Raw genomic sequence first — 19,203 nt, 5'->3', positions numbered from 1 at the left:
TTATGACCGCTACTAAAAACCGTTTGTGGACAGTAGAGGAATATCATCGGATGATAGATGCTGGAATTCTTACTTCCAACGACAAAGTTGAGCTTTTAGAAGGTCGCATCATCCAAATGAGTCCACAAAAACCACCACCAGCAGCTACCACACAACGAACATCTGATTATCTTAAAGATATTCTCACAGATAAAGCTTATGTGCGGATGCAACTACCCATTACTCTATCTACCTCAGAACCAGAACCAGATATCGCTGTAGTTCGTATTGATGCTGGTACTTATAGCGACCATCACCCCAGTGCTGAAGAAATCTTTTTGTTGATTGAAGTTGCTTATACTACTTTGACTTTTGACAAAGAAGAAAAAGCTCCTATCTATGCTAGAGCTAATATACTTGAGTACTGGATTTTAGATATTGAAAACCGCCAAGTTTATATCTACCGCAATCCAACTACATCAGGCTATAAAACAGAAACAATTCTTCAAGAAGATGCAGCTTTAGCACCTTTAGCTTTTCCGGAAATTGAAATACCTTTTTCGGAATTATTTCTTAAGTAGTGAGGACTTCAGTCCTCATCTTATAAAATAAAAACTAAAGTCCTTAGTCCTCATTTTAGGAAATAAGGACTAAAGTCCTTACTACAATTAAACTAAAGAACGGTCAGTTAAAATCTCATAGCCAGTATCCGTCACTAACACGGTATGCTCAAACTGAGCCGAAAGTGAATTATCCACCGTGACAGCAGTCCAGCGGTCAGATAAAGTCCGCGTCACCTTAGAACCTGCATTCAAAATTGGCTCAATAGCCAGCGTCATTCCTGCACGCAGCTTGACATTTGGCATTTCACGGGTGCGGAAGTTGAAAACTGAAGGTTCTTCGTGCAAGTTGCGACCAACACCGTGTCCGGTGAAATCCTCAACTACATTAAAGCCATTAGCTTTCACATGGTCTTCAATTGCTCCAGCAATATCTATGAGGTAATTCCCGGCTTTAACTTGTTCAATGCCTTTGAAAAGCGATTCTTCAGCTATGCGAATCAGTTTAGCAGCTTGTGGGGTGACATCTCCCACAGCAATGGTAATGCAGGAGTCACCATGAAAACCTTGATAAAAAGCACCTGTATCTACTTTTAAAACATCCCCCAAACGGATGACTTTTTTCGGACTGGGGATACCGTGTACAACTTCATTATTAATGCTGGAGCAGATAGAACCAGGAAAACCGTGATATCCTTTAAAGCTTGGTGTTGCACCCATTTCTCGGATGCGTTTTTCCGCATGAGCATCTAAGTCAGCAGTAGTCATTCCTGGCTGTACCAACTGAGAAATTTCTTTCAATACGGTAGCGACAATTTTTGCAGATTGCCGCATAATTTCAATTTCACGCGACGATTTAATTTCAATTCCTCGGCGTTGTCGTTTGGAAACATTAGGCTGAGTTGATTGAGAAAGCAGGTTACTGAAAATGTTCATGGGATATTAATAATTATTTGCGCCTTGCCGCTATGAAGTCAATGATTTTTTTAGATTAGTTGAGAAACAATATCTATATTTAAGTTAGCTTATTTGGTTGTTAGTGGGCATGGGGCATTGGTAATTGGGCATTGGGCATTGGGCATTGGGCATTGGGCATTGGGCATTGGGCATTGGGCATTGGGCATTGGTAATTGGTAATTGTCCCCCTGTGCTTTCCCTTGTCCCCCTTGTCCCCCTTCCCTTGTCCCCCTTGTCCCTTCTTCAAATTCCCACTAACTACTATGTGCTAAGACAGCCGGTCCTGCTGTGACTACTACAATTTTATCTGGATGAAGTAACTCACGAGCAGCAAGATTTACTTGGGCAAGATTGACTGTCTGGATTTTTTGCGTAAAAGAACGTAATTCCATTTCATCCAACCCGTAGACTTCGTTCATGAGAATTTTTTTAGTTAATTCCTGTGGGTTTGCAAGAGTTACGGTGTAGTTGCTGATTAAGGTGCGTTTGGCTGTCTCTACTTCTTGGGTGCTGACACCATGAGTATGCAGTTGTTGTAGCAGATTGCGGGTGCTAGCGATCGCTTTACTTGCATCTTCTGGGCTGGTTTGCATTTCTATCAAAAATGTGCCTATATTTTTCCCAGCTTGGAAGTAGCTATAAATTCCATAAGTCAGACCGAGGCGATCGCGTACTTCTGCACCCAGTCTACTCGAAAGTGTATCACCACCCAAAATCTGATTTAATATTAAAGCCGCATAAAATCTTGGATCTTGACGGTTTATACCTATGTAACCCATATAAGTAATCGCTTGTGCTTTACCAGGAAGCACTGAATTGACACGGACTACTTTTTCTGGTATAGATACAGCCGGATATTTTAATTTTGGTGGTTTACCGCTAACTTGCCAATCACTAAACTGAGTTTGAAGAAGCGATCGCACTTTCGTCGGTTCAAAATCTCCCACCAACACTAACACTGTTGTATCTGGACGATAATGTTTTGCTTTGAAATTAAGCACATCTTCACGGCTAATTTTTCGCAAACTCTTTTCGGTGGGAAACGTGTGTGAAGGATGATTTTTCGGATAAATAGATTGTAAAAATGTTCTTTCTGCTACTTCATTTGGGTCATCTAATTCCAGTTCCAAAGCATTCAAAGCTTGTTGGCGAGTCAATTCCAACTCTTTTGCCGGAAAAGTCGCATTTTTGACTCCATCAGCTAAAATCTGAATCAAAACAGGCAAATCTGCGGCTAAACTATTAGCTTGAATTCGCACACCTTCTTTATACGTTTCCAAATCCAGATTTGCTCCGCGTTCTTCCAAAGCTTGGGCAAGAGTTAAAACATCCTTGGTTTTTGTACCATTCATCAAGTTGTCTGCGACAAGAGATGCCAATCCCGCTTTATCCTTTGGATCAAATTCTGCCCCAGCTTTGAGATAACCACTCAGCGTCACCGTGGGAGTACTTTTATCCGGCAGCAGCAATACTCGCAAACCGTTGCCAAATGTAAATTTTTGTGGTAATGCCAGCGTTGCCTTTTCTAAGGAGGTTTTCTCCACAGATGGTAAATACTTCATCACCTCAACCGGGGCTACAGGTGCTAAGGAAGTAAAATTTTCTGTAGTTTGTACAGAATTTGCTTTGCCACCATTTCCTTTAACCTGCTTCTGAGTTGGTTCAAAAAAGCCTACCGTGCGTGCTTCTTGTTGAAGATATTTATTCACCACACGCCTAACATCTGCCTCAGTGACTTCGCGAACCGCTTCTAAATAGCGTTCTGTGTAGAGATAATTACCAGTAGTTAGCTCATCGTTAGCCAGTTGCATCGCTTGATTGGTGATATCACGGTTACTCAAAATTACAGAAGCTTCTAACTGCGTCTTAGCTCGTTTTACTTCTTTTGAAGTCACCCCAAAAGCCAGCTTACTGATTTCACTATTTAGTACTGAGTCAATTTTCCGCAAATCTTGATGAGGCGCCGCTGTCACGGAAATCTTATACCAGCCAGATTCGAGCAAGCTAGCAACAGAAGCAGTAACATCACTAGCCAAACCTGATTCTACTAATGCCTGATAAAACCGAGAATTCCGCCCTTCTGTCAAGATATAATCCATCACTGACAACGCTGGCACATCCGGGTGATTCACCTGTGGCAGTGGGTAGACTGCTTGTAACAACCCTGCCGATCCCGGTTCTCGCAAGACGATGGGAGGGGGGGAGGGGGAGAGGGGGAATTTTGACTGTTGACTATTAACTATTGACTCTTGACTTTTGACTATTGACTGTTGACCGTTGACTATTGACTCTTGACTTTTGACTATTGACTGTTGACTCTTCGGTATTTTCCCAAATATCTCTTGTACTGCTTTGGTTGTTTTTGCGGTGTCAAAATCGCCGACAATCACCAAAACAGCGTTGTTGGGAGTGTAGAAGTTACGGTAATACTTACGTACTTGCTCAACTTGAAATTTCTCGACATCGGCTTTGGTACCACCCACAGGCAACCCGTAAGGACTCTGGGGAAACGCTGCTTGCATTACGGCGCGGTTGAGGCGGTAATCAGGACTATTTTCGTAACCTTGCAACTCGGAAATTACTACTTGTTTTTCACTCGCTAACTGTTGGGCATCAATCAGAGAGTTTTGCATTCTGTCTGCTTCCAGCACTAAAAGGGCTTTAAGCTTTTCTCGTTCTAAAGTTCCATAATATGCTGTTTGATCGTAGCTAGTGAAAGCATTCGAGTCGCTACCCAAAGCACTAAACAATCGTCCAAATTGAATCGGACGGTCGCGAGTGCCTTTAAACATCATGTGTTCTAACTGATGGGCAATGCCATTCACTCCTGGTTCTTCATTGCGCGAGCCGACTTTATACCACACTTGCACAGTTACAACTGGCGCAGTATGCACTTCTTTTGTGAGGACAGTCAGACCATTTTCCAGCACCGTTTTGTTGACGTTTTCTGTCACTGTTCGGGATGTTGGCTTTTTTGCTATAAGTATTTTCTGGCTACTTACCTGGTTGTAAGCAACCATAAGCTTGCTATCAGCAGGTTTATGACTGAGAAACAACACCGCAATCAGCCAGACGCTCAACATTAATAACAAATAACGATACTTACGTAGCGTGGAAAATACTGACATTAATTTTGTCAACTTTCTCTGTAAATACGATTACAAATTTTTTTGTAATCATAATAGTTTAATCTTTTTCTAGAAGTTATTGCGTAGGCAACACTACAGACAAAGATTATTTGACAGTTAATAAAAAGTAGAAGCTACTATTCGCCGATTTATGAGAAAATCCGTATAAATTCGAGGGGTAATCCGTCAGCATCGGCAATAAAAGCAACTTCGTAGATACGCGATCCTATTTGCTGCTGTGTTGGTTCTAAAAGCACTACCAACGGTTGCGATTGTTCGCTTTGAGATTGTGAGGCGATCGCCATACGTTCTTTGAGATTTGTTAACCAACTAGGTAAATCTGTGGTTATTTGTGTTAAATCAAATGACAGATGATAATACCCCACATAATGTTCATCTGCGAATGCATCCGGGGCTTTTTTCGGTTCGGGAATTTGGATGAGCTCTATTCTGCCGCCTAATCCTTCCATCCAGCAAGCCAGAGTATAGCCTGTAGTGAAGCGTTCTGTGACTGTAAACCCCAAGTGTTCGTAAAAGGCGATCGCTCGATGAATATTCGCGGTACGAATAGAAGCGTGGTGCATAGGATTTTGGATGCGTGGATGCGTGGATTTTAGATTGTGGATGCGTGGATTTTGCGGAAAGCCACAAGCAAAGGTTACGAGCGTACAAAACGCATCCAAGGGCGGATGTGTGGATGCGTGGATTTGCCTTCAATCCAAAATCGCAAATCTAAAATCTAAAATCGCCAAACTTACTCAAACAACCGAAAATAAGGATAGCGTACAGGCACACCCGGCTCTTTTTCTAAATCAAAATTTATCACTTCCCAGCAGCCTTCTTCTGCGGAATCCGGGCTAAACTCTACTGGTAAGCCGTAAAGCCGCGCAGATGTTGTCTCGCTTTGACCAGAACGCCAAGGTGTGCTGCGTTCTAAGTAGCCACTCATCAATTCTTGATACCGTTTGGCAATAATCACTTTTGTTGCTCGGTATCCTTGAGTATACAGCTTGTCTAGCGCTTCGTGAATTTCAAAGCGAATGCCATCGGGATGCGTATGTTGCCGATACCATTCATTATTCCATCTTCGCCAATGACGCCCGGACTGAAGATGAATCAATTCACCATCTTTCGGATTCGCTTCAAAAGCGCCATGCCGAGGACATAGATATGTGTCAGTTAGTGTCAGTGCCGGAATTGTTTGACGGCAGTGGGGACACTGGATTTCTGGACCAAATATTGGGTACTGCAAGCCTGGATTCATCATGAAGTGCGTACAAACATACTTTTGTTTTCACCCGCAAAATTGGTTTTAGTTTACACTTCTACTCCGCCTCCTTGGGCTAATTAGTTATTGTTGCACAGAGATTTCATTGCGCTGTCAGTTTCCACAAAGCGTATCCTCTGAACATCAAGGCTTAACACCGTGATATCCTGTTGAATGCAACCAACTTCCAAGGTTGGAGTTTTTCCAGTGTTCCTGGGTACCATATTCATATTCTATCGTGTCTACCGCTTCTTACTGGTCTTCTCCTGATATTTCTCAAGCTGCCTTCGTTGCAGCTAATGCTGTAGTTATGGGTTCGGTAAACATAGCCCCTGGAGCGAGCATTTGGTATCAAGCTGTAGTTAGGGGAGATGTGGAAAGCATTGAAATTGGCGAATGCACCAACATTCAGGATGGAGCAATTCTACACGGCGATCCGGGCTTTCCGACAATTTTAGAAGATTATGTCACCGTAGGGCATCGTGCTGTCATACATTCTGCTTACATTGAACGTGGCTGCTTAATTGGAATTGGCGCAATTATTTTAAACAATGTGCGGGTAGGCGCTGGTAGCATTATTGGTGCTGGTGCAGTCGTAACGAAAAATGTACCTCCTTTATCTTTGGTAACTGGCGTTCCGGGGAAAGTGTTGCGCCAAGTCACCCACGACGAAGCCGCTGAACTTATCGAACACGCTCAACGTTACCAAAAGTTAGCTTTGGTTCATGCAGGTATTGGCACTGATATCGGTTTTACGGGGCATAGGGCATAGGGCAATGGGCATCGGGGGATGGGGAGATGGGGAGATGGGGAGATGGAAAGATGGGGAGATGGGGAGAGTTCTTGGGATGGGGAGATGGGGAGAAAGAATTGTCCCCTTGTCTCCTTGTCTCCCTTGTCCTCCTTGTCTCCTTGTCCCCTTGTCTCCCTTGTCTCCCTTGTCCCCATGCCCCATGCCCCATGCCCCATTACCCATTGCCCCATTCCCCTAATAATAAATTTGTAAACATTCTTTACAAATGGGTCTGGAAAAATTTACCACTTCGGCTAACAATAAAAATGAGAAGAGTTGACAAAACTTTAATTTCTACTTAACAGAGGGATTCTAAATATGGAAAACATCGATATGCGTGTTGCGATCGTTTTAGCACCAATTGCCATTGCTGCTGGTTGGGCAGTATTCAACATCGGTGCTGCTGCTTTAAGACAAGTTCAAGGCTTTTTAGACAGAGAAGCTTAAACGGAAGCGTGGTTGTTAGTGGTTAGTAGTTAGTAGTTATTTGTTACAACTAACCCTTCGGGTTCGCCAGTTGCTTCAAGTCGGCAGAGCCGACCGCAGATGCTCCACTTGGGGAGCCACCCCCACAGGAAGGGTTTCCCGACTTGAGGAGCCACTGCGTTGCGGGGGTTCCCCCCGTTGAAGCATGTGGCGTGGGAGTGGCGTGAAACCCCAAGACCGCACTGCCTCCCCAACGCACTGGCTCACCACTAACCACTAACCAATAACGACTAACTATTTGTGAATATCGACTTATTACTACAACCCTTCCAACGCTTCGGCGTTAATCTGGGATTAGACCGCATTGTCAAACTTTTGGCAAATCTTGGCAACCCCCATGAGCAAGTTCCGGTAATTCACGTTGCTGGCACGAATGGGAAAGGTTCTGTTTGCGCTTATCTTTCTTCGGTACTTACTGAGGCTGGTTATCGTACAGGACGCTACACTTCACCGCATTTGGTCGATTGGACGGAACGCATTTGTTTGAATGAACAAGCGATCGCCTCCGATACATTGTCTCAATTATTACTGCAAGTTCAAGCTGCAATCAGCCCAGATGAAGAATCACCAACTCAGTTTGAAGTAATTACCGCAGCCGCTTGGTTATATTTTGCACAAAGTAAAGTCGATGTGGCGGTAGTAGAAGTTGGATTGGGAGGACGTTTAGATGCGACAAATGTTTGCTCGCAGCCTTTGGTAACTATTATCACTTCTATCAGCCGCGAACATTGGCAACAACTCGGTTCTACAGTCGCCGAGATTGCGAGAGAAAAAGCTGGGATTTTGAAACCTGGATGTCCGGCTGTTGTGGGAATATTGCCACCGGATGCAGAAAAAGTCGTGCGATCGCGTACTTTAGAATTACAATGCCCGTATATTGTGCCTCAACCTGCCCGTCAAATATCTCCAGGATGGGCAGAGTATCAACAAGCACCAGAGACAAGGGCGACGGGCGTGGGGGACAAGGGGGACAACTTTCTCGTTGCTAGCTCTGAAAATCGATTTTCGATTAAATATCGATTGCCCTTAGAAGGACAGATACAGTTAGCTAATTCAAGTTTAGCGATCGCAGCTTTAGAAATCTTACAACAAAAAGGTTGGCAGATATCACAAGAAGCTATTATCAACGGCATCGCCAAAACTAAATGGCTAGGGCGAATGCAATGGACAACCTGGAGAAATCATAAACTATTAATTGATGGCGCTCATAACCCAGCTGCGGCTCAAGTTTTACGCGAGTATGTAGATAGTCTGGATACTCCCAAAGTTAATTGGGTAATGGGAATGCTTTCCACCAAAGAACACGCCGAGATTTTTAAAGCTTTACTGCGACCAAAGGACAGTTTATACTTAGCGCCAGTACCAGATCATAGTTCAGCCGATACAAGCGAATTAGCAAAACTAGCTCAGAAAATTTGTCCATTGAGCTATTGTCAAACTTATCCAGATTTATTATCAGCACTAGAAACAGCTTTTAGCGCAACCGATAATCTAGTCATTTTGTGCGGTTCATTATATCTCATCGGGCATTTTTTCGCAACCGTAAAAACCACAACGCCGCCGACACCCTAACCCTCTCCTCCTCTCGTCCTCCTCTGGTTCCCAGTCTCAGACTGGGAATGCTCTTTAAGCAGGGCTGCTGCCTCCAGTAATGAATGACAGTTGAGGCAGAGGCTCACCACCTGAATTCCCAGCAGTCGTGCTGGGAACGAGGTAAGGTAAACTTTTAACTCCTGCCCCCTGCCCCCTGCCCCCTGCCCCCTGCCCCCTGCCTCCTTCCTCCTTCCTCCTAACTCCTACTGCTGTTCCACTCCTGCGCTGCATCCTCAACAGCTTTATCTACCGTTTTCTCATCCAGCATCGCTGCTTGCAGATTCTCATAAATGCATGATTGCAGCTTATTAAAATCCTTCAAAGTCGGAGTTAAAATTTCTGCTTGTTGCAACTCTTTCGCACTCATAGCCCGCGCAACTTCCAAGGTTGAAGCACTAGCCGGCACATCTTTAAAGTAGCTGTCAGACAGCGCTTTGGTAGTCGATGGTAGAACATTTGCCGCTTTCGCAAACGCTAACTGATTCTCATCATTAGTGACAAATAGCGCGAATTTAACAGCCGCATCTGGTTGCTTAGTGTCGCGGGGGATAACTATATTCATCACAGCGACATTTTTCTTACCGGTTTCCCCTGTGATTTGCGGTGCGGTTGCGGAAACTTCAGCTATTTTCGGGGCATTTATGGCGATTTGCTTTAAAAATTCGGGACCACTAGCTAGTATTGCCGTTTCTCCAGCTTGGTACAAATCGATCGCATGACGATGACCTTGAGTTAACACCTCTTGTGGTAAAAGTTTTTTCTTGTACAAGTCTACCCAATATTGAAACGCCGCTTTCCCTTGGGGAGTGTTAAAAGCCGCTTTGCCTTCAGCATCTACCAAAGTTACCCCCATCTGCACCAAAGACTCAATTACTTCACCCGAATCTTGTGGTACGAAAGTCACAAAAAAAGCATATTTACCAGTTTTTTCCTTAATTTGTTGAGCAAAAACTGCTAATTCCGTGTAAGTACTGGGTACTTTATTAATGCTTAACTGTTTTAATAAAGCGGTGTTATATATAGTTAGCCGCGTGGTGAGATACCAGGGAATCCCAAAACTCTTGCCATTAAGTGTGCTTGCTTTCCATATATTCGGCAGATATGAAGAGCGTGTTTCGTTTGGGACTTTTGCATCTAAATTCAACCAGGCATTTCGTCCTGCAAGTTGAGATGCAAAATCCGGATTTAAGTTCACAACATCAGGTGGCGTTTTCCCGGAGACAGCTGTTAAAATTTTGTTCTCCATCGCTGCCCAAGGTACATCAACCCAGTTCACCTTTATACCGGGATTTTGTGTTTGAAAAGTCGCTATTAAGCTTTGAAAGTAGTTAGTAAATTGAGGTTGGAGTTGCATTGTCCAAAACTCAATACTTGCCCCTGAAGAAGCTTGTTTTGTACTTGTACCGACATTACCTGTTGTGCAGCTGACAATCCAACTGGTTAATAAACCAAGCAGCACATAAACAGTCAATCGTTTTAACTTTTGAATTTGAATCATCGTACTAATTGGTAATTGGTAATTGGTAATTGGTAATTGGTAATTGGTAATTGGTAATTGGTAATTGGTAATTGGTAATTGGTAATTGGTAATTGGTAATTGGTAATTCCTCCTTGTCCCCCTTGTCCCCTTGTCCCCTTGTCCCCTTGTCCCCCTTGTCCCCTTGTCCCCTATTCCCCATTCCCCATTCCCCATTCCCCATTCCCCATTCCCCATTCCCCAAATTAAATTTTCTACTAAACAGTGCGGTGCGAAAAACTGTGGTTAAAAATTTCCAGAAATTCTTTAGCAAATCAAATAAAGGAGTCGGGATAGAACTTGCTCCTGAGCGGGTGAATATAGCTCAACTACGCAAGCAGCGTCAAGGCTTAAAATTAGACTCCTTAACATCGGTTCCGGTTCCAGAAGGCATTTTTGTTGATGGTCAAATTACCGACCCCGCAGCAATGGCGGAATTAATTCAGCAAGCGCTAGCTGAAAGTAAAATTAAAGCTTCTCGCGTTGCGACTGCTGTACCGGGACGAGAATCAATTATACGTTTGATTCCAGTGCCGGCAGAGTTAGATGACAAAGAACTGCGGGACATGGTGCTTAACCACGAAGCTGGTTTGTATTTGCCTTATCCTCGCGAAGAAGCTGATGTTGATTATCAAAAGCTTGGATACAAAGTAGATGAAGATGGCATTGAAAAAGTAGAAGTGCTTTTAGTTGCCACCCGTAAAGATATTACTGATTCTTATGTAAGTACATTTGAACAAGCGGGATTGCAAGTTGATGTTTTAGAAATTAGCAGTTTTGCTTTAATTCGGACAATTCGCGAAAAATTGCGGCAATTCGGACCGCAAGAAGCGGCAGTGCTAGTTGATATCGAGTTCGACAGTACAGAAATTGCAATTATTGTCAATGGAGTACCAAAATTTACACGTACAGTGCCGATAGGTACTTATCAAATGCAAAATGCTTTGTCAAAAGCAATGAATTTACCGACGTCACGAGATACGGAACTGTTGCAGGGAATGGTTATTCCTTCAACACCGATGGAGGACGGGGGAAAAACCGGTGTTACTGGCGTTAATCCTGGTATGGCAGCGATGATGCGAGTATTGGGAGAATTAACAGATGAATTACGCCGCTCAATCGATTTTTACCTTAATCAGGATGAAAATTTAGAGGTAGCAGAAATCATGTTGGCAGGTTCGGGAGGGGGACTGGGGCAGTTAAATGACTTTTTCACCCAAAGATTAAGTTTACCAACTACCCAAATCGATCCGGTGGGTGCGCTGTCGTTGGAAATTGACGAGGAAAAATATCCCTTGGTGCAACGTCCTGGATTGGGAATAGTACTTGGTCTAGGAATGCGGGAGGCGTAACAAAATGTACAGTTTAGAGGTTAATTTTCTTAAAGACCGCAAACCTGAACCGAAAAATACGAGCAAGAAGCCAAAACAGGCAGTTTCTCTTGGTGATTTAACACCGATATATATAGGAGTTACTGTTGGTGTGATTTTCCCGGCTTTGGTGGGGGGTGGATGGTGGCTTTTGCAAGGGAAAAATACTGAGTTAGGAGAGAATATAGCCAAACTAGAGCAGCAGAATCAAGAATTAGAGTCGAAAGTTGGGAATATTAACAAAATCAAGGAAGAAACGAACAAAGTTAAACAAGAGACTCAAGCTTTAGTGACAGTATTTGACCAAATTCGTCCTTGGTCAGCGATGTTGCAAGATATGCGCGATCGCATTCCCGCAACTGTGCAAATTGAAAACATCAAGCAAATCGCACCCACTGCCGCTGCTGAAGGGCAACCACCAGCCAATCCCGCTGGAGGAGTGGAAATTACTGGCTATGCTCGCTCTTTTAGCGATGTCAACGATTTCTTACTCAGTCTGCAACAGTCGCGTTTCCTCAAATCCACCGAGGGCAAAATTACCGCAGCAGAGTTAGTAGATGCCCCCATACCTCCCGGTACTGTTCAACCTGCAAATACTGTATTAATTAAACCACCACAACTAGTTAAATATACGATTCAATCCAGCATGAGTGATGTTCCGGCTTCTGAGTTAACCCGCGAGTTGGAGCAAAAAGGCACAGTCGGATTAGTCAGTAGAATTCGCAGTCTGCAACAAACAGGAGTCATTTCCAAATGACCTACAGTGATGATTTAAATTTTGGTGAGCAAGACGGTGCATTTGAGGCGGCTGGTTCTGCTTATCCTACCGCATTTGGCATTACCTTCACACCAAAAATCATTGGCATTTTGGCGGGGGTTTTGGGTTTGGGGGCAGCAGCTTTTATGCTTTTTAACTTAGTAATGCCGGCTTGGGACACCTTTCAACAACAGCAAGCAAAAAGCCAAGACTTAGATTCGCAAATTCAGCAAAAGAATGCCAGCATCCAACAAATTGGCAAGGTTAAAGAAGAATTAGCGCAATCAAAACAGCAACAAATCCAAGTTTTATCTTTATTTGCCAATGAGAAAACCTTGGATACATTGTTACTCGATTTGAATCGCTTAGTTGAATCTGGTAATGCTCAAATTCCGGCAAATGCAGTTAAGGCAAAACTGAAGAAGTTTGCCCCATCCGGACAGAAACCAGAACCGATTATCGATAGTAGTTTTGGACCACTAGTAAACGGCAAATTGAAACGTAGCACTATTAATATTGAAATTCAAGGAACCTATGAACAAACACAATCGATTTTCCGCAATATAGAACGTTTACAGCCTTTGTTGCTAGTTAAAGATTATCAATCAACTTTGGCGTCAGAACCTGCTGCTGAACCAGGTAAAAGCGTGCGTCGAATTGGTCCAGCACCGCTTACTACATCCTTTGTGTTACAAGCTTTGATGCCACTTAATGCTGAGGAAGTAGCAGCAGCAGCCAAAGCGAAAAAGTAAGTAGACACAATTAACGATTGCTTCGTAGTGAGCGCTACCCTACGGGAAAGCTCCGCTAACAGCGCTCAAAATAAACATTTTAATGGCTAAAGCCATTACTACATTTGTGTAAATAATTTTATAAAGTGAGGAATGAACTGTGAAACTTCACGGTAATAGTTTTATATTGGCAACCGCTGCTTTTGTCTTTGTAGCAGCTCAACCTGTGTCAGCACAGACTAGTCAAATTACTGATGTACAGTTAAATCCCGTTGATGGGGGAATTAATCTTGTATTAAAAACTTCTTCAGGTTCGCGCCCTCAAGTTTTTACCACAAAACGCGGTAAAAGTCTAGTAGCAGATATTATTAATACGCAATTACGTTTACCTCAAGGTAATAGTTTCCGCCAAGATAACCCCGCACCGGGAATTACCTCAGTAGCAATCAATCAGCTTGATGCTAATAGCATTCGGGTAACGGTGATTGGAGAGAAAGGAGTTCCCAATACTCAGCCTGTGAAGCGAGGAGGCAGCGGAATTACCCTCAGCTATAGCCCAGGAACCGAAGTAGCGGCAGGGGCACCAACTCCGACAGCGCCGGCTGCTTCTACCCCATCTCCACCGGCTCCTGTGGTTCCTAAACCGCAAGTGACGGTGGACGGGACACCGGCACAAGCAGCCGGTCCTGGTCAACCTGGGACAACCGCACCGCCTTTTTTACCGAGAGCGGTTGCCCCACCAGTGGGAGATATTGCGATTTCTAATACTGATGCTTCTCCCAGCGTGATTGATTTGGGAACTCAAGAACGTGTCCCCCGCTTGGTGTTACGAGATGCTCCAGTACGTGAAGTTTTATCACTGCTTGCTCGTGCTGCTAATTTGAACTTGGCTTACGCAGCAGGGGGACAAGGTGCTGATGGTAAGCCGGCTGCTGCTGCCGGGGGTGATGGACCGACAATTTCTTTAGATATTGAAAATGAGCCAGTGCAAGATGTTTTTAACTACGTCTTGCGTTTGAGTGGTTTAGAAGCTAACCGCAGCGGACGCACAATTTTTGTGGGAAGTAACCTACCCAGTGCCACCCGTGATACGGTGATGCGTAATTTGCGACTCAATCAGGTAACGGTGGGAGTCGCTTTGAACTTTTTGGTCGGCTTGGGGGCAGAAAGTGCTGTCAGCCGCGAACGACAAGTTACCAGCGTTAATGCTGTGCCTGTTGGTAGTGGAGTTGCATCAATCACTCAAACTCAGACGACTACAGAAAGCAGAGTTGAAAATCAACGCATTAACTTTGAAGATTCAAAGCCATTACTAAGAGGTTTGCAAGCACTAGGAGACGAGCGCACCAATTCGCTGACCTTGATTGGTTCACCTAAACTAGTTGAGATGGCGATCGCGCAACTAGGTCAACTTGATATCCGGCGTCGTCAAGTGTCAATCAACGTCAAAATTATCGACGTTAATTTGTTGAATACTCAAAACTCCAGCGCGAGCTTTTCTTTTGGCGTTGGTAATAACTTCTTTGTCAATGATGGGGGTGCAGCAGCTCTGAATTTTGGCGGAGTCAATCCACCTACTGCTGCACAAACAACTGCGTCTGGTGGTTTGACTCCACCTATTATCAATAATGTGTATAGAACTGCACAGCCTTTCCTATATCCAGACAATCCAAACCAAGGCTATATTCCTTTAAATGATCCGCTGCAACCTGGTGTTACAAGTGCTTTGACAACTACAGATCAAATTGTACCAATAGACATTAATCCGGAGACTGGTATACCTACTAGGTATGCTCTTCGGGGCATAACAAGTAACTCTACACTTTCTCTCCCATCTCTATATCAATTCCCCAAACGCTTCCTTTCAACTTTGCAAGCTCAGGTAACAAGCGGTAATGCTAAAATTCTCACCGATCCAACCTTAACAGTACAAGAAGGACAGCAAGCTCTGGTGAATTTAACACAAGAAGTGTACGCAGGTTTAAAACTATTACAGACAAGTACAAATCAAAGTTTGCAAACCATCTTTACCAGAGAACCTATCATCAGAGAAGCTGGTCTCACCCTTTCAGTTAAAGTTGATCGGATTGATGATAATGGTTTTATTTCTTTATCTGTTGCACCAACTGTATCTGCACCTAACGGTTCAGTAGCCACTCCTGATGGTGAGATAACTTTACTATCAAAAAGAAGTCTCCAATCTGGAGCAATTCGCTTGCGAGATGGTCAGACGCTCATTCTCAGCGGTATCATTCAAGACTCAGATCGGACAAGTGTATCCAAGATTCCCATTTTGGGTGACATTCCTCTGCTTGGTTCGCTGTTTAGAAAGACAAACAGAGCTAACCAGCGTAATGAGGTGATTGTGTTGCTCACACCGCAAATTATGGATGACTCTGAGCGCTCCTCCTACGGCTATAACTACACTCCTAGCCCAGAGGTGCGGCGAACTTTAGAGCGTGGTGGGTTGAAGGTTCCAGGGAGATAAGCCCTCGCGAATAAAATTGGGTGTTGCAAGATCCCCGACTTCTTTAAGAAGTCGGGGATCTGAACGTCACGAATCGTAATATAAAGACAGATTCTCATTGCTACATTTCCTGATGCTTGAGAACGTTTGCGACAAGGTGAAGCGATCGCCTTCATATCGCGATCGCCCCTAGTTCCACGTTTTTACTAGGTATTTTTTCCTAGTTTTTAGCCAAACAATCGCTTTATAAAGAGAAAAAATGCCCAAATCTATATAAATTAATGGTTTCATCTATCCACATCTGGCTACAACACCTTAGAATGATTCTTTGAAAAGTACAGTCTACAGGATTTACAGGCATTTTGTGTAGAATGCTCCCAAACAACGCTTTTTGTAAATCTCGAAACAGAGATTTACGCTGATGATGCGCTCAGTGAGCGTATCTGTAGACAATCGAAAGTAAACTTCAAGGAGTTTTACATGAACAAAGGTGAATTAGTTGATGCGGTAGCTGAAAAAGCTAGTGTTACGAAAAAACAAGCTGATGCTGTCTTAACTGCGGCTTTGGAAACTATTATCGAAGCTGTCTCTTCTGGTGATAAAGTAACGCTGGTGGGATTCGGTTCGTTTGAATCACGCGAACGTAAGGCTCGTGAAGGTCGCAACCCGAAAACAAACGAAAAGATGGAAATTCCCGCAACCAAGGTTCCTGCTTTTTCAGCTGGTAAGCTGTTCAGAGAAAGAGTTGCACCCCCAAAATCATAGGTTCTTCAAGGAACTCTTTTTTGATGCGGCAAAAAGCACACGGGGGAAATTTAACTTGGGCAGCAGCACTGGCTGGCTGTCCCCCTAGTGCTATTCTGGATTTTTCTGCGAGCATCAGCCCTTTGGGACCTCCAAACAGCGCGATCGCTGCTATTCAGTCTCAATTGGGTAATCTTAAGCACTATCCAGACCCCGATTATAGTGAACTGAGACAGGCTCTCAGTCACTTCCATCAATTGCCGCCTGAATGGATTCTGCCGGGTAACGGTTCGGCAGAATTACTTACGTTATCAGGTAAAGAATTATCCCACTTAGCCGCAACAAGTTTAATCACTCCAGCTTTTGGCGACTACTACCGAGCGCTGGCAGCATATGATGCCAAAGTGCTGGAGTGTCCGATTGATTTGAGGAGGCAGGGGGACAGGGGGCAGGGGGCAGGGGGCAGGGGGCAGGGGGCAGGGGGCAGGGGGACAAGAGGACAAGGAGGACAAGGGGGAATTTCTCCTGCTCCCCCTGCTTCCCCTGCTTCCCCTGCTCCCCCTGCTTCCCCTGCTCCCCCATCCCCCCCTCTCCCCATCCCCCCCTCTCCCCATCCCCCCCTCTCCCAAAGCGGGTTACTTCTGAATAATCCGCACAACCCAACGGGTAAGCTGTTTTTGGTAGAAGAAATTTTGCCTTATTTGGAACAGTTTGCTTTGGTGGTGGTGGATGAAGCGTTTATGGATTTTCTGCCTCCGGATGAGGAACAAAGTCTAATTCCGCTAATTCAGGAATATCCGAATTTGGTGGTTTTGCGATCGCTAACAAAATTTTACAGTCTGCCTGGACTGCGACTCGGATATGCGATCGCTCATCCTGACCGTTTGTCTAAATGGCAATCGTGGCGCGATCCTTGGCCCGTTAATACTTTAGCAGCAGCAGCGGCGATCGCTGCACTCGGCGATAAGAAGTTTCAGTCTGCAACCTGGGAATGGCTACCACCTGCACGAAATCAACTCTTTCAGGGTTTAGCTAAATTACCAGGGTTGCAACCAAAGGATAGTGCTGCTAATTTTTTACTTGTTGAGTCAGAAAAATCTGTTTGCCAATTGCAAGAACAATTGCTTAAAGAGTATCAGATTTACATTCGCGATTGTTTTAGTTTTAAAGAATTAGGCGATCGCTACTTCCGAGTTGCTGTACGCTCTAAATCAGATAACCAACGTTTACTAACAGCGCTGAAAGCATTAGTCAAACAATTTTAGATTTTGCGGAAAGTCTGAGCTTTTCGCAAAATCCAAAATCTAAAATTCAAGTATCAAAGTCCTTCTCTTAACTCTTGACTATTGACTAATGGCTATTGACTACGATGTCGTGATTATTGGCGGTAGTCTCGCTGGACGCTATGCAGCCCTTGCTGCTACTAATCTACACGCTACTGTTGCCCTAGTGGAACCCACAGTCAACTTGGGGTTTATTTATCACTACGCGCTTGGGGAAATTGCCAAACTTGCCCAGCGTGTTGATGCTGCGGCTAATTTTGGCATTCATTTTTATACGGATACTGCACAGGACAACTATTTAAACGGGAGAATACCGACAACAGTTTTCTCAGAAAAGTGCCAAACATCTGTAGAATGGGAAGAAGCGATGCTTTATGCTCGCGGTGTCGTCTCAAATCTTCAAGAACAAAATTCACTCGCCATTTTAGCTGCCAAAGGTGTCGATGTCATCATTGGTAGCGGTGAATTTGTATTGTCACCTCATCTTGCTTTTGCCGTTAATAACCGTCAGCTTCGCGCACGTACCTATTTACTAGCTAGTGGTTCTCGTCCGGCAATTCCAGAGATTGAAGGATTGCAAAGTACTGGCTTTTTGACTTTATCTAATATTTGGCAGGCTTTGTCTGAGTCCCCAACATTACCCAAAAATTGGGTGATAATTGGTGGTGTTCCCCAAAGCGTTGAAATAGCACAAACTTTAACGCGGTTGGGTTGCAGCGTGACGCTGGTTGTCAAACATGCCTATATTTTGCCGAATCTTGACCCGGAGATAACTCAATTGCTGCAAGCGCAGTTAGAAGTCGATGGTGTGCGCTTGCTGACGCAAACAAGTGTAACTCAGGTGAGGCTAATTGATAACCAAAAGTGGGTTCAGGCTGGAGATAAAGCGATTGAAACTGATGAAATTTTGGTAGCGATCGCACAACAGCCGAATATTGAATCTTTAAATTTGGCTGCGGTTGGTGTCAAATGGCATCAACATCGCTTGATAGTAAATGACAAATTACAAACAACAAATCGGCGCATTTATGCTTGTGGTGATGTTATTGGTGGTTATGAATTTGTTAATATTGCTAACTATGAAGCAAAAATTGCTTTAAAGAATGCTTTATTTTTCCCAATCAAGAAAGTCAATTATCAATGCGTTCCTTGGGGGCTGTTTTCTTATCCAATGCTGGCACAAGTCGGCTTAACAGAAAATCTTGCCAAACGTCGATATATTCCAGATGAAGTTTTAGTTTTGCGACAATATTTTAAAACAGTGACAGCAGCCCAAATCAGCGAAGAAACTACAGGTATATGCAAATTAATTGTTCTTCGTAATGGGGAAATTTTAGGTGCTTCATTACTGGGGGCAGAAGCGGGAGAATTAATAAATCTTATTGCTTTGGCTATATCTGAAAAAATTAAAATTAATCAATTAGCGAATTTATCTTGTGTTTATCCGGGTTTCTCGGAAGTTATCGAACAAACTGCACGAGAATGGGAGCGGCAAAAGTTAAATAGCAATATTGCTTTGCAAGATTTTCTCGAAGGCTTCTTTGATTTTCGCCGCAATTGGAATATTTAAAT

The 19,203-nt window shown here is 43.9% G+C and carries 19 protein-coding genes; 11 read left to right on the top strand and 8 right to left on the bottom strand.

Annotated features, from left to right (window positions below):
• Positions 1 to 2 precede the first annotated feature (2 nt).
• Positions 3 to 560, top strand: a complete 558-nt coding sequence (locus PI95_RS01345) for a Uma2 family endonuclease (RefSeq protein ID WP_039749066.1) — start codon at positions 3 to 5, stop codon at positions 558 to 560.
• Positions 561 to 647: 87 nt separating this feature from the next.
• On the opposite strand, the gene map is transcribed toward PI95_RS01345, so the two are convergent.
• From map to PI95_RS01320, 5 genes are all read right to left on the bottom strand, one after another.
• Positions 648 to 1,475, bottom strand: coding sequence for a type I methionyl aminopeptidase (gene map / locus PI95_RS01340; RefSeq protein ID WP_039748746.1), 828 nt, complete (start codon positions 1,473 to 1,475; stop codon positions 648 to 650).
• 100 nt (positions 1,476 to 1,575) lie between these two features.
• Positions 1,576 to 1,743, bottom strand: coding sequence for a histidine kinase (locus tag PI95_RS01335; RefSeq protein ID WP_163518501.1), 168 nt, complete (start codon positions 1,741 to 1,743; stop codon positions 1,576 to 1,578).
• A gap of 7 nt (positions 1,744 to 1,750) precedes the next feature.
• Complete coding sequence (locus tag PI95_RS01330) at positions 1,751 to 4,624, bottom strand: M16 family metallopeptidase (RefSeq protein WP_039748747.1); 2,874 nt, start codon at positions 4,622 to 4,624, stop codon at positions 1,751 to 1,753.
• Positions 4,625 to 4,773: 149 nt separating this feature from the next.
• Positions 4,774 to 5,208, bottom strand: coding sequence for a VOC family protein (locus PI95_RS01325; RefSeq protein WP_039748748.1), 435 nt, complete (start codon positions 5,206 to 5,208; stop codon positions 4,774 to 4,776).
• Between the two features lie 170 nt (positions 5,209 to 5,378).
• Entirely contained in the window at positions 5,379 to 5,888 is a 510-nt protein-coding gene (locus PI95_RS01320) for a TIGR02652 family protein (protein ID WP_432551245.1), read from the bottom strand.
• Positions 5,889 to 6,129: 241 nt separating this feature from the next.
• On the opposite strand from PI95_RS01320, the gene PI95_RS01315 reads away from it, so the two are divergent.
• Complete coding sequence (locus tag PI95_RS01315; protein WP_039748750.1) at positions 6,130 to 6,663, top strand: gamma carbonic anhydrase family protein; 534 nt, start codon at positions 6,130 to 6,132, stop codon at positions 6,661 to 6,663.
• Here the strand turns inward: PI95_RS01315 and PI95_RS01310 are convergent.
• Positions 6,644 to 6,853, bottom strand: a complete 210-nt coding sequence (locus PI95_RS01310) for a hypothetical protein (protein WP_163518499.1) — start codon at positions 6,851 to 6,853, stop codon at positions 6,644 to 6,646. The two genes, PI95_RS01315 and PI95_RS01310, sit on opposite strands and share 20 nt — an antisense overlap.
• A gap of 149 nt (positions 6,854 to 7,002) precedes the next feature.
• Between PI95_RS01310 and PI95_RS01305 the strand changes: the two genes are divergently transcribed.
• On the top strand, positions 7,003 to 7,131 hold the full coding sequence (locus tag PI95_RS01305; protein ID WP_039748751.1) for a photosystem II protein Y: 129 nt from the start codon (positions 7,003 to 7,005) through the stop codon (positions 7,129 to 7,131).
• 279 nt (positions 7,132 to 7,410) lie between these two features.
• Positions 7,411 to 8,742 carry a Mur ligase family protein gene (locus PI95_RS01300; protein WP_039748752.1) on the top strand — a complete coding sequence of 444 codons (1,332 nt, stop codon included), beginning with the start codon at positions 7,411 to 7,413 and terminating at the stop codon, positions 8,740 to 8,742.
• 54 nt (positions 8,743 to 8,796) lie between these two features.
• On the opposite strand, the gene PI95_RS01295 is transcribed toward PI95_RS01300, so the two are convergent.
• Positions 8,797 to 8,994, bottom strand: a complete 198-nt coding sequence (locus PI95_RS01295; RefSeq protein WP_163518497.1) for a hypothetical protein — start codon at positions 8,992 to 8,994, stop codon at positions 8,797 to 8,799.
• On the bottom strand, positions 8,960 to 10,261 hold the full coding sequence (locus PI95_RS01290) for an ABC transporter substrate-binding protein (protein ID WP_039749068.1): 1,302 nt from the start codon (positions 10,259 to 10,261) through the stop codon (positions 8,960 to 8,962). The genes PI95_RS01295 and PI95_RS01290 overlap by 35 nt, the downstream gene beginning before the upstream one ends.
• Positions 10,262 to 10,521: 260 nt before the next feature.
• Between PI95_RS01290 and pilM the strand changes: the two genes are divergently transcribed.
• The 7 genes from pilM to PI95_RS01255 all read left to right on the top strand — a co-directional run bounded on the left by pilM (position 10,522) and on the right by PI95_RS01255 (position 19,201).
• Positions 10,522 to 11,631 (top strand): type IV pilus assembly protein PilM, encoded by a 1,110-nt coding sequence (gene pilM, locus PI95_RS01285; RefSeq protein ID WP_039749070.1) that lies wholly within the window; start codon positions 10,522 to 10,524, stop codon positions 11,629 to 11,631.
• A 4-nt stretch (positions 11,632 to 11,635) separates the two neighbouring features.
• Positions 11,636 to 12,406, top strand: a complete 771-nt coding sequence (locus PI95_RS01280; RefSeq protein ID WP_039748754.1) for a PilN domain-containing protein — start codon at positions 11,636 to 11,638, stop codon at positions 12,404 to 12,406.
• Entirely contained in the window at positions 12,403 to 13,158 is a 756-nt protein-coding gene (locus tag PI95_RS01275) for a hypothetical protein (protein WP_039748755.1), read from the top strand. Before PI95_RS01280 ends, PI95_RS01275 begins: the two co-directional genes overlap by 4 nt.
• 139 nt (positions 13,159 to 13,297) lie before the next feature.
• On the top strand, positions 13,298 to 15,625 hold the full coding sequence (locus PI95_RS01270; RefSeq protein WP_039748756.1) for a secretin GspD/PilQ domain-containing protein: 2,328 nt from the start codon (positions 13,298 to 13,300) through the stop codon (positions 15,623 to 15,625).
• Positions 15,626 to 16,084: 459 nt separating this feature from the next.
• A complete protein-coding gene (gene hbs, locus PI95_RS01265) occupies positions 16,085 to 16,369 on the top strand; it encodes a non-specific DNA-binding protein Hbs (protein WP_015111786.1) in 285 nt (94 codons plus the stop codon).
• Between the two features lie 23 nt (positions 16,370 to 16,392).
• Positions 16,393 to 17,613 (top strand): threonine-phosphate decarboxylase, encoded by a 1,221-nt coding sequence (locus PI95_RS01260; protein ID WP_039748760.1) that lies wholly within the window; start codon positions 16,393 to 16,395, stop codon positions 17,611 to 17,613.
• 88 nt (positions 17,614 to 17,701) lie between these two features.
• On the top strand, positions 17,702 to 19,201 hold the full coding sequence (locus PI95_RS01255; RefSeq protein ID WP_039748761.1) for a dihydrolipoyl dehydrogenase family protein: 1,500 nt from the start codon (positions 17,702 to 17,704) through the stop codon (positions 19,199 to 19,201).
• The last annotated feature ends 2 nt before the right edge of the window (positions 19,202 to 19,203 follow it).

This window comes from Hassallia byssoidea VB512170 (genome assembly GCF_000817785.2).
Lineage (GTDB): Bacteria > Cyanobacteriota > Cyanobacteriia > Cyanobacteriales > Nostocaceae > Hassallia > Hassallia carrinoi.
The sequence above is the reverse complement of the archived record's forward strand: the minus strand, read 5'-3'. Positions and strand labels throughout refer to the sequence as shown.

Bases quoted from the DNA above. Each gene is read 5' to 3' on its own strand.
- PI95_RS01345 (WP_039749066.1), top strand. From the start codon at position 3: ATGACCGCTACTAAAAACCGTTTGTGGACAGTAGAGGAATATCATCGG.
- map (WP_039748746.1), bottom strand. From the start codon at position 1,475: ATGAACATTTTCAGTAACCTGCTTTCTCAATCAACTCAGCCTAATGTT.
- PI95_RS01330 (WP_039748747.1), bottom strand. From the start codon at position 4,624: ATGTCAGTATTTTCCACGCTACGTAAGTATCGTTATTTGTTATTAATG.
- PI95_RS01325 (WP_039748748.1), bottom strand. From the start codon at position 5,208: ATGCACCACGCTTCTATTCGTACCGCGAATATTCATCGAGCGATCGCC.
- PI95_RS01320 (WP_432551245.1), bottom strand. From the start codon at position 5,888: ATGAATCCAGGCTTGCAGTACCCAATATTTGGTCCAGAAATCCAGTGT.
- PI95_RS01310 (WP_163518499.1), bottom strand. From the start codon at position 6,853: ATGGGGCATGGGGCATGGGGACAAGGGAGACAAGGGAGACAAGGGGAC.
- PI95_RS01305 (WP_039748751.1), top strand. From the start codon at position 7,003: ATGGAAAACATCGATATGCGTGTTGCGATCGTTTTAGCACCAATTGCC.
- PI95_RS01295 (WP_163518497.1), bottom strand. From the start codon at position 8,994: ATGCAGCGCAGGAGTGGAACAGCAGTAGGAGTTAGGAGGAAGGAGGAA.
- PI95_RS01290 (WP_039749068.1), bottom strand. From the start codon at position 10,261: ATGATTCAAATTCAAAAGTTAAAACGATTGACTGTTTATGTGCTGCTT.
- PI95_RS01280 (WP_039748754.1), top strand. From the start codon at position 11,636: ATGTACAGTTTAGAGGTTAATTTTCTTAAAGACCGCAAACCTGAACCG.
- PI95_RS01275 (WP_039748755.1), top strand. From the start codon at position 12,403: ATGACCTACAGTGATGATTTAAATTTTGGTGAGCAAGACGGTGCATTT.
- hbs (WP_015111786.1), top strand. From the start codon at position 16,085: ATGAACAAAGGTGAATTAGTTGATGCGGTAGCTGAAAAAGCTAGTGTT.
- PI95_RS01260 (WP_039748760.1), top strand. From the start codon at position 16,393: ATGCGGCAAAAAGCACACGGGGGAAATTTAACTTGGGCAGCAGCACTG.
- PI95_RS01255 (WP_039748761.1), top strand. From the start codon at position 17,702: ATGGCTATTGACTACGATGTCGTGATTATTGGCGGTAGTCTCGCTGGA.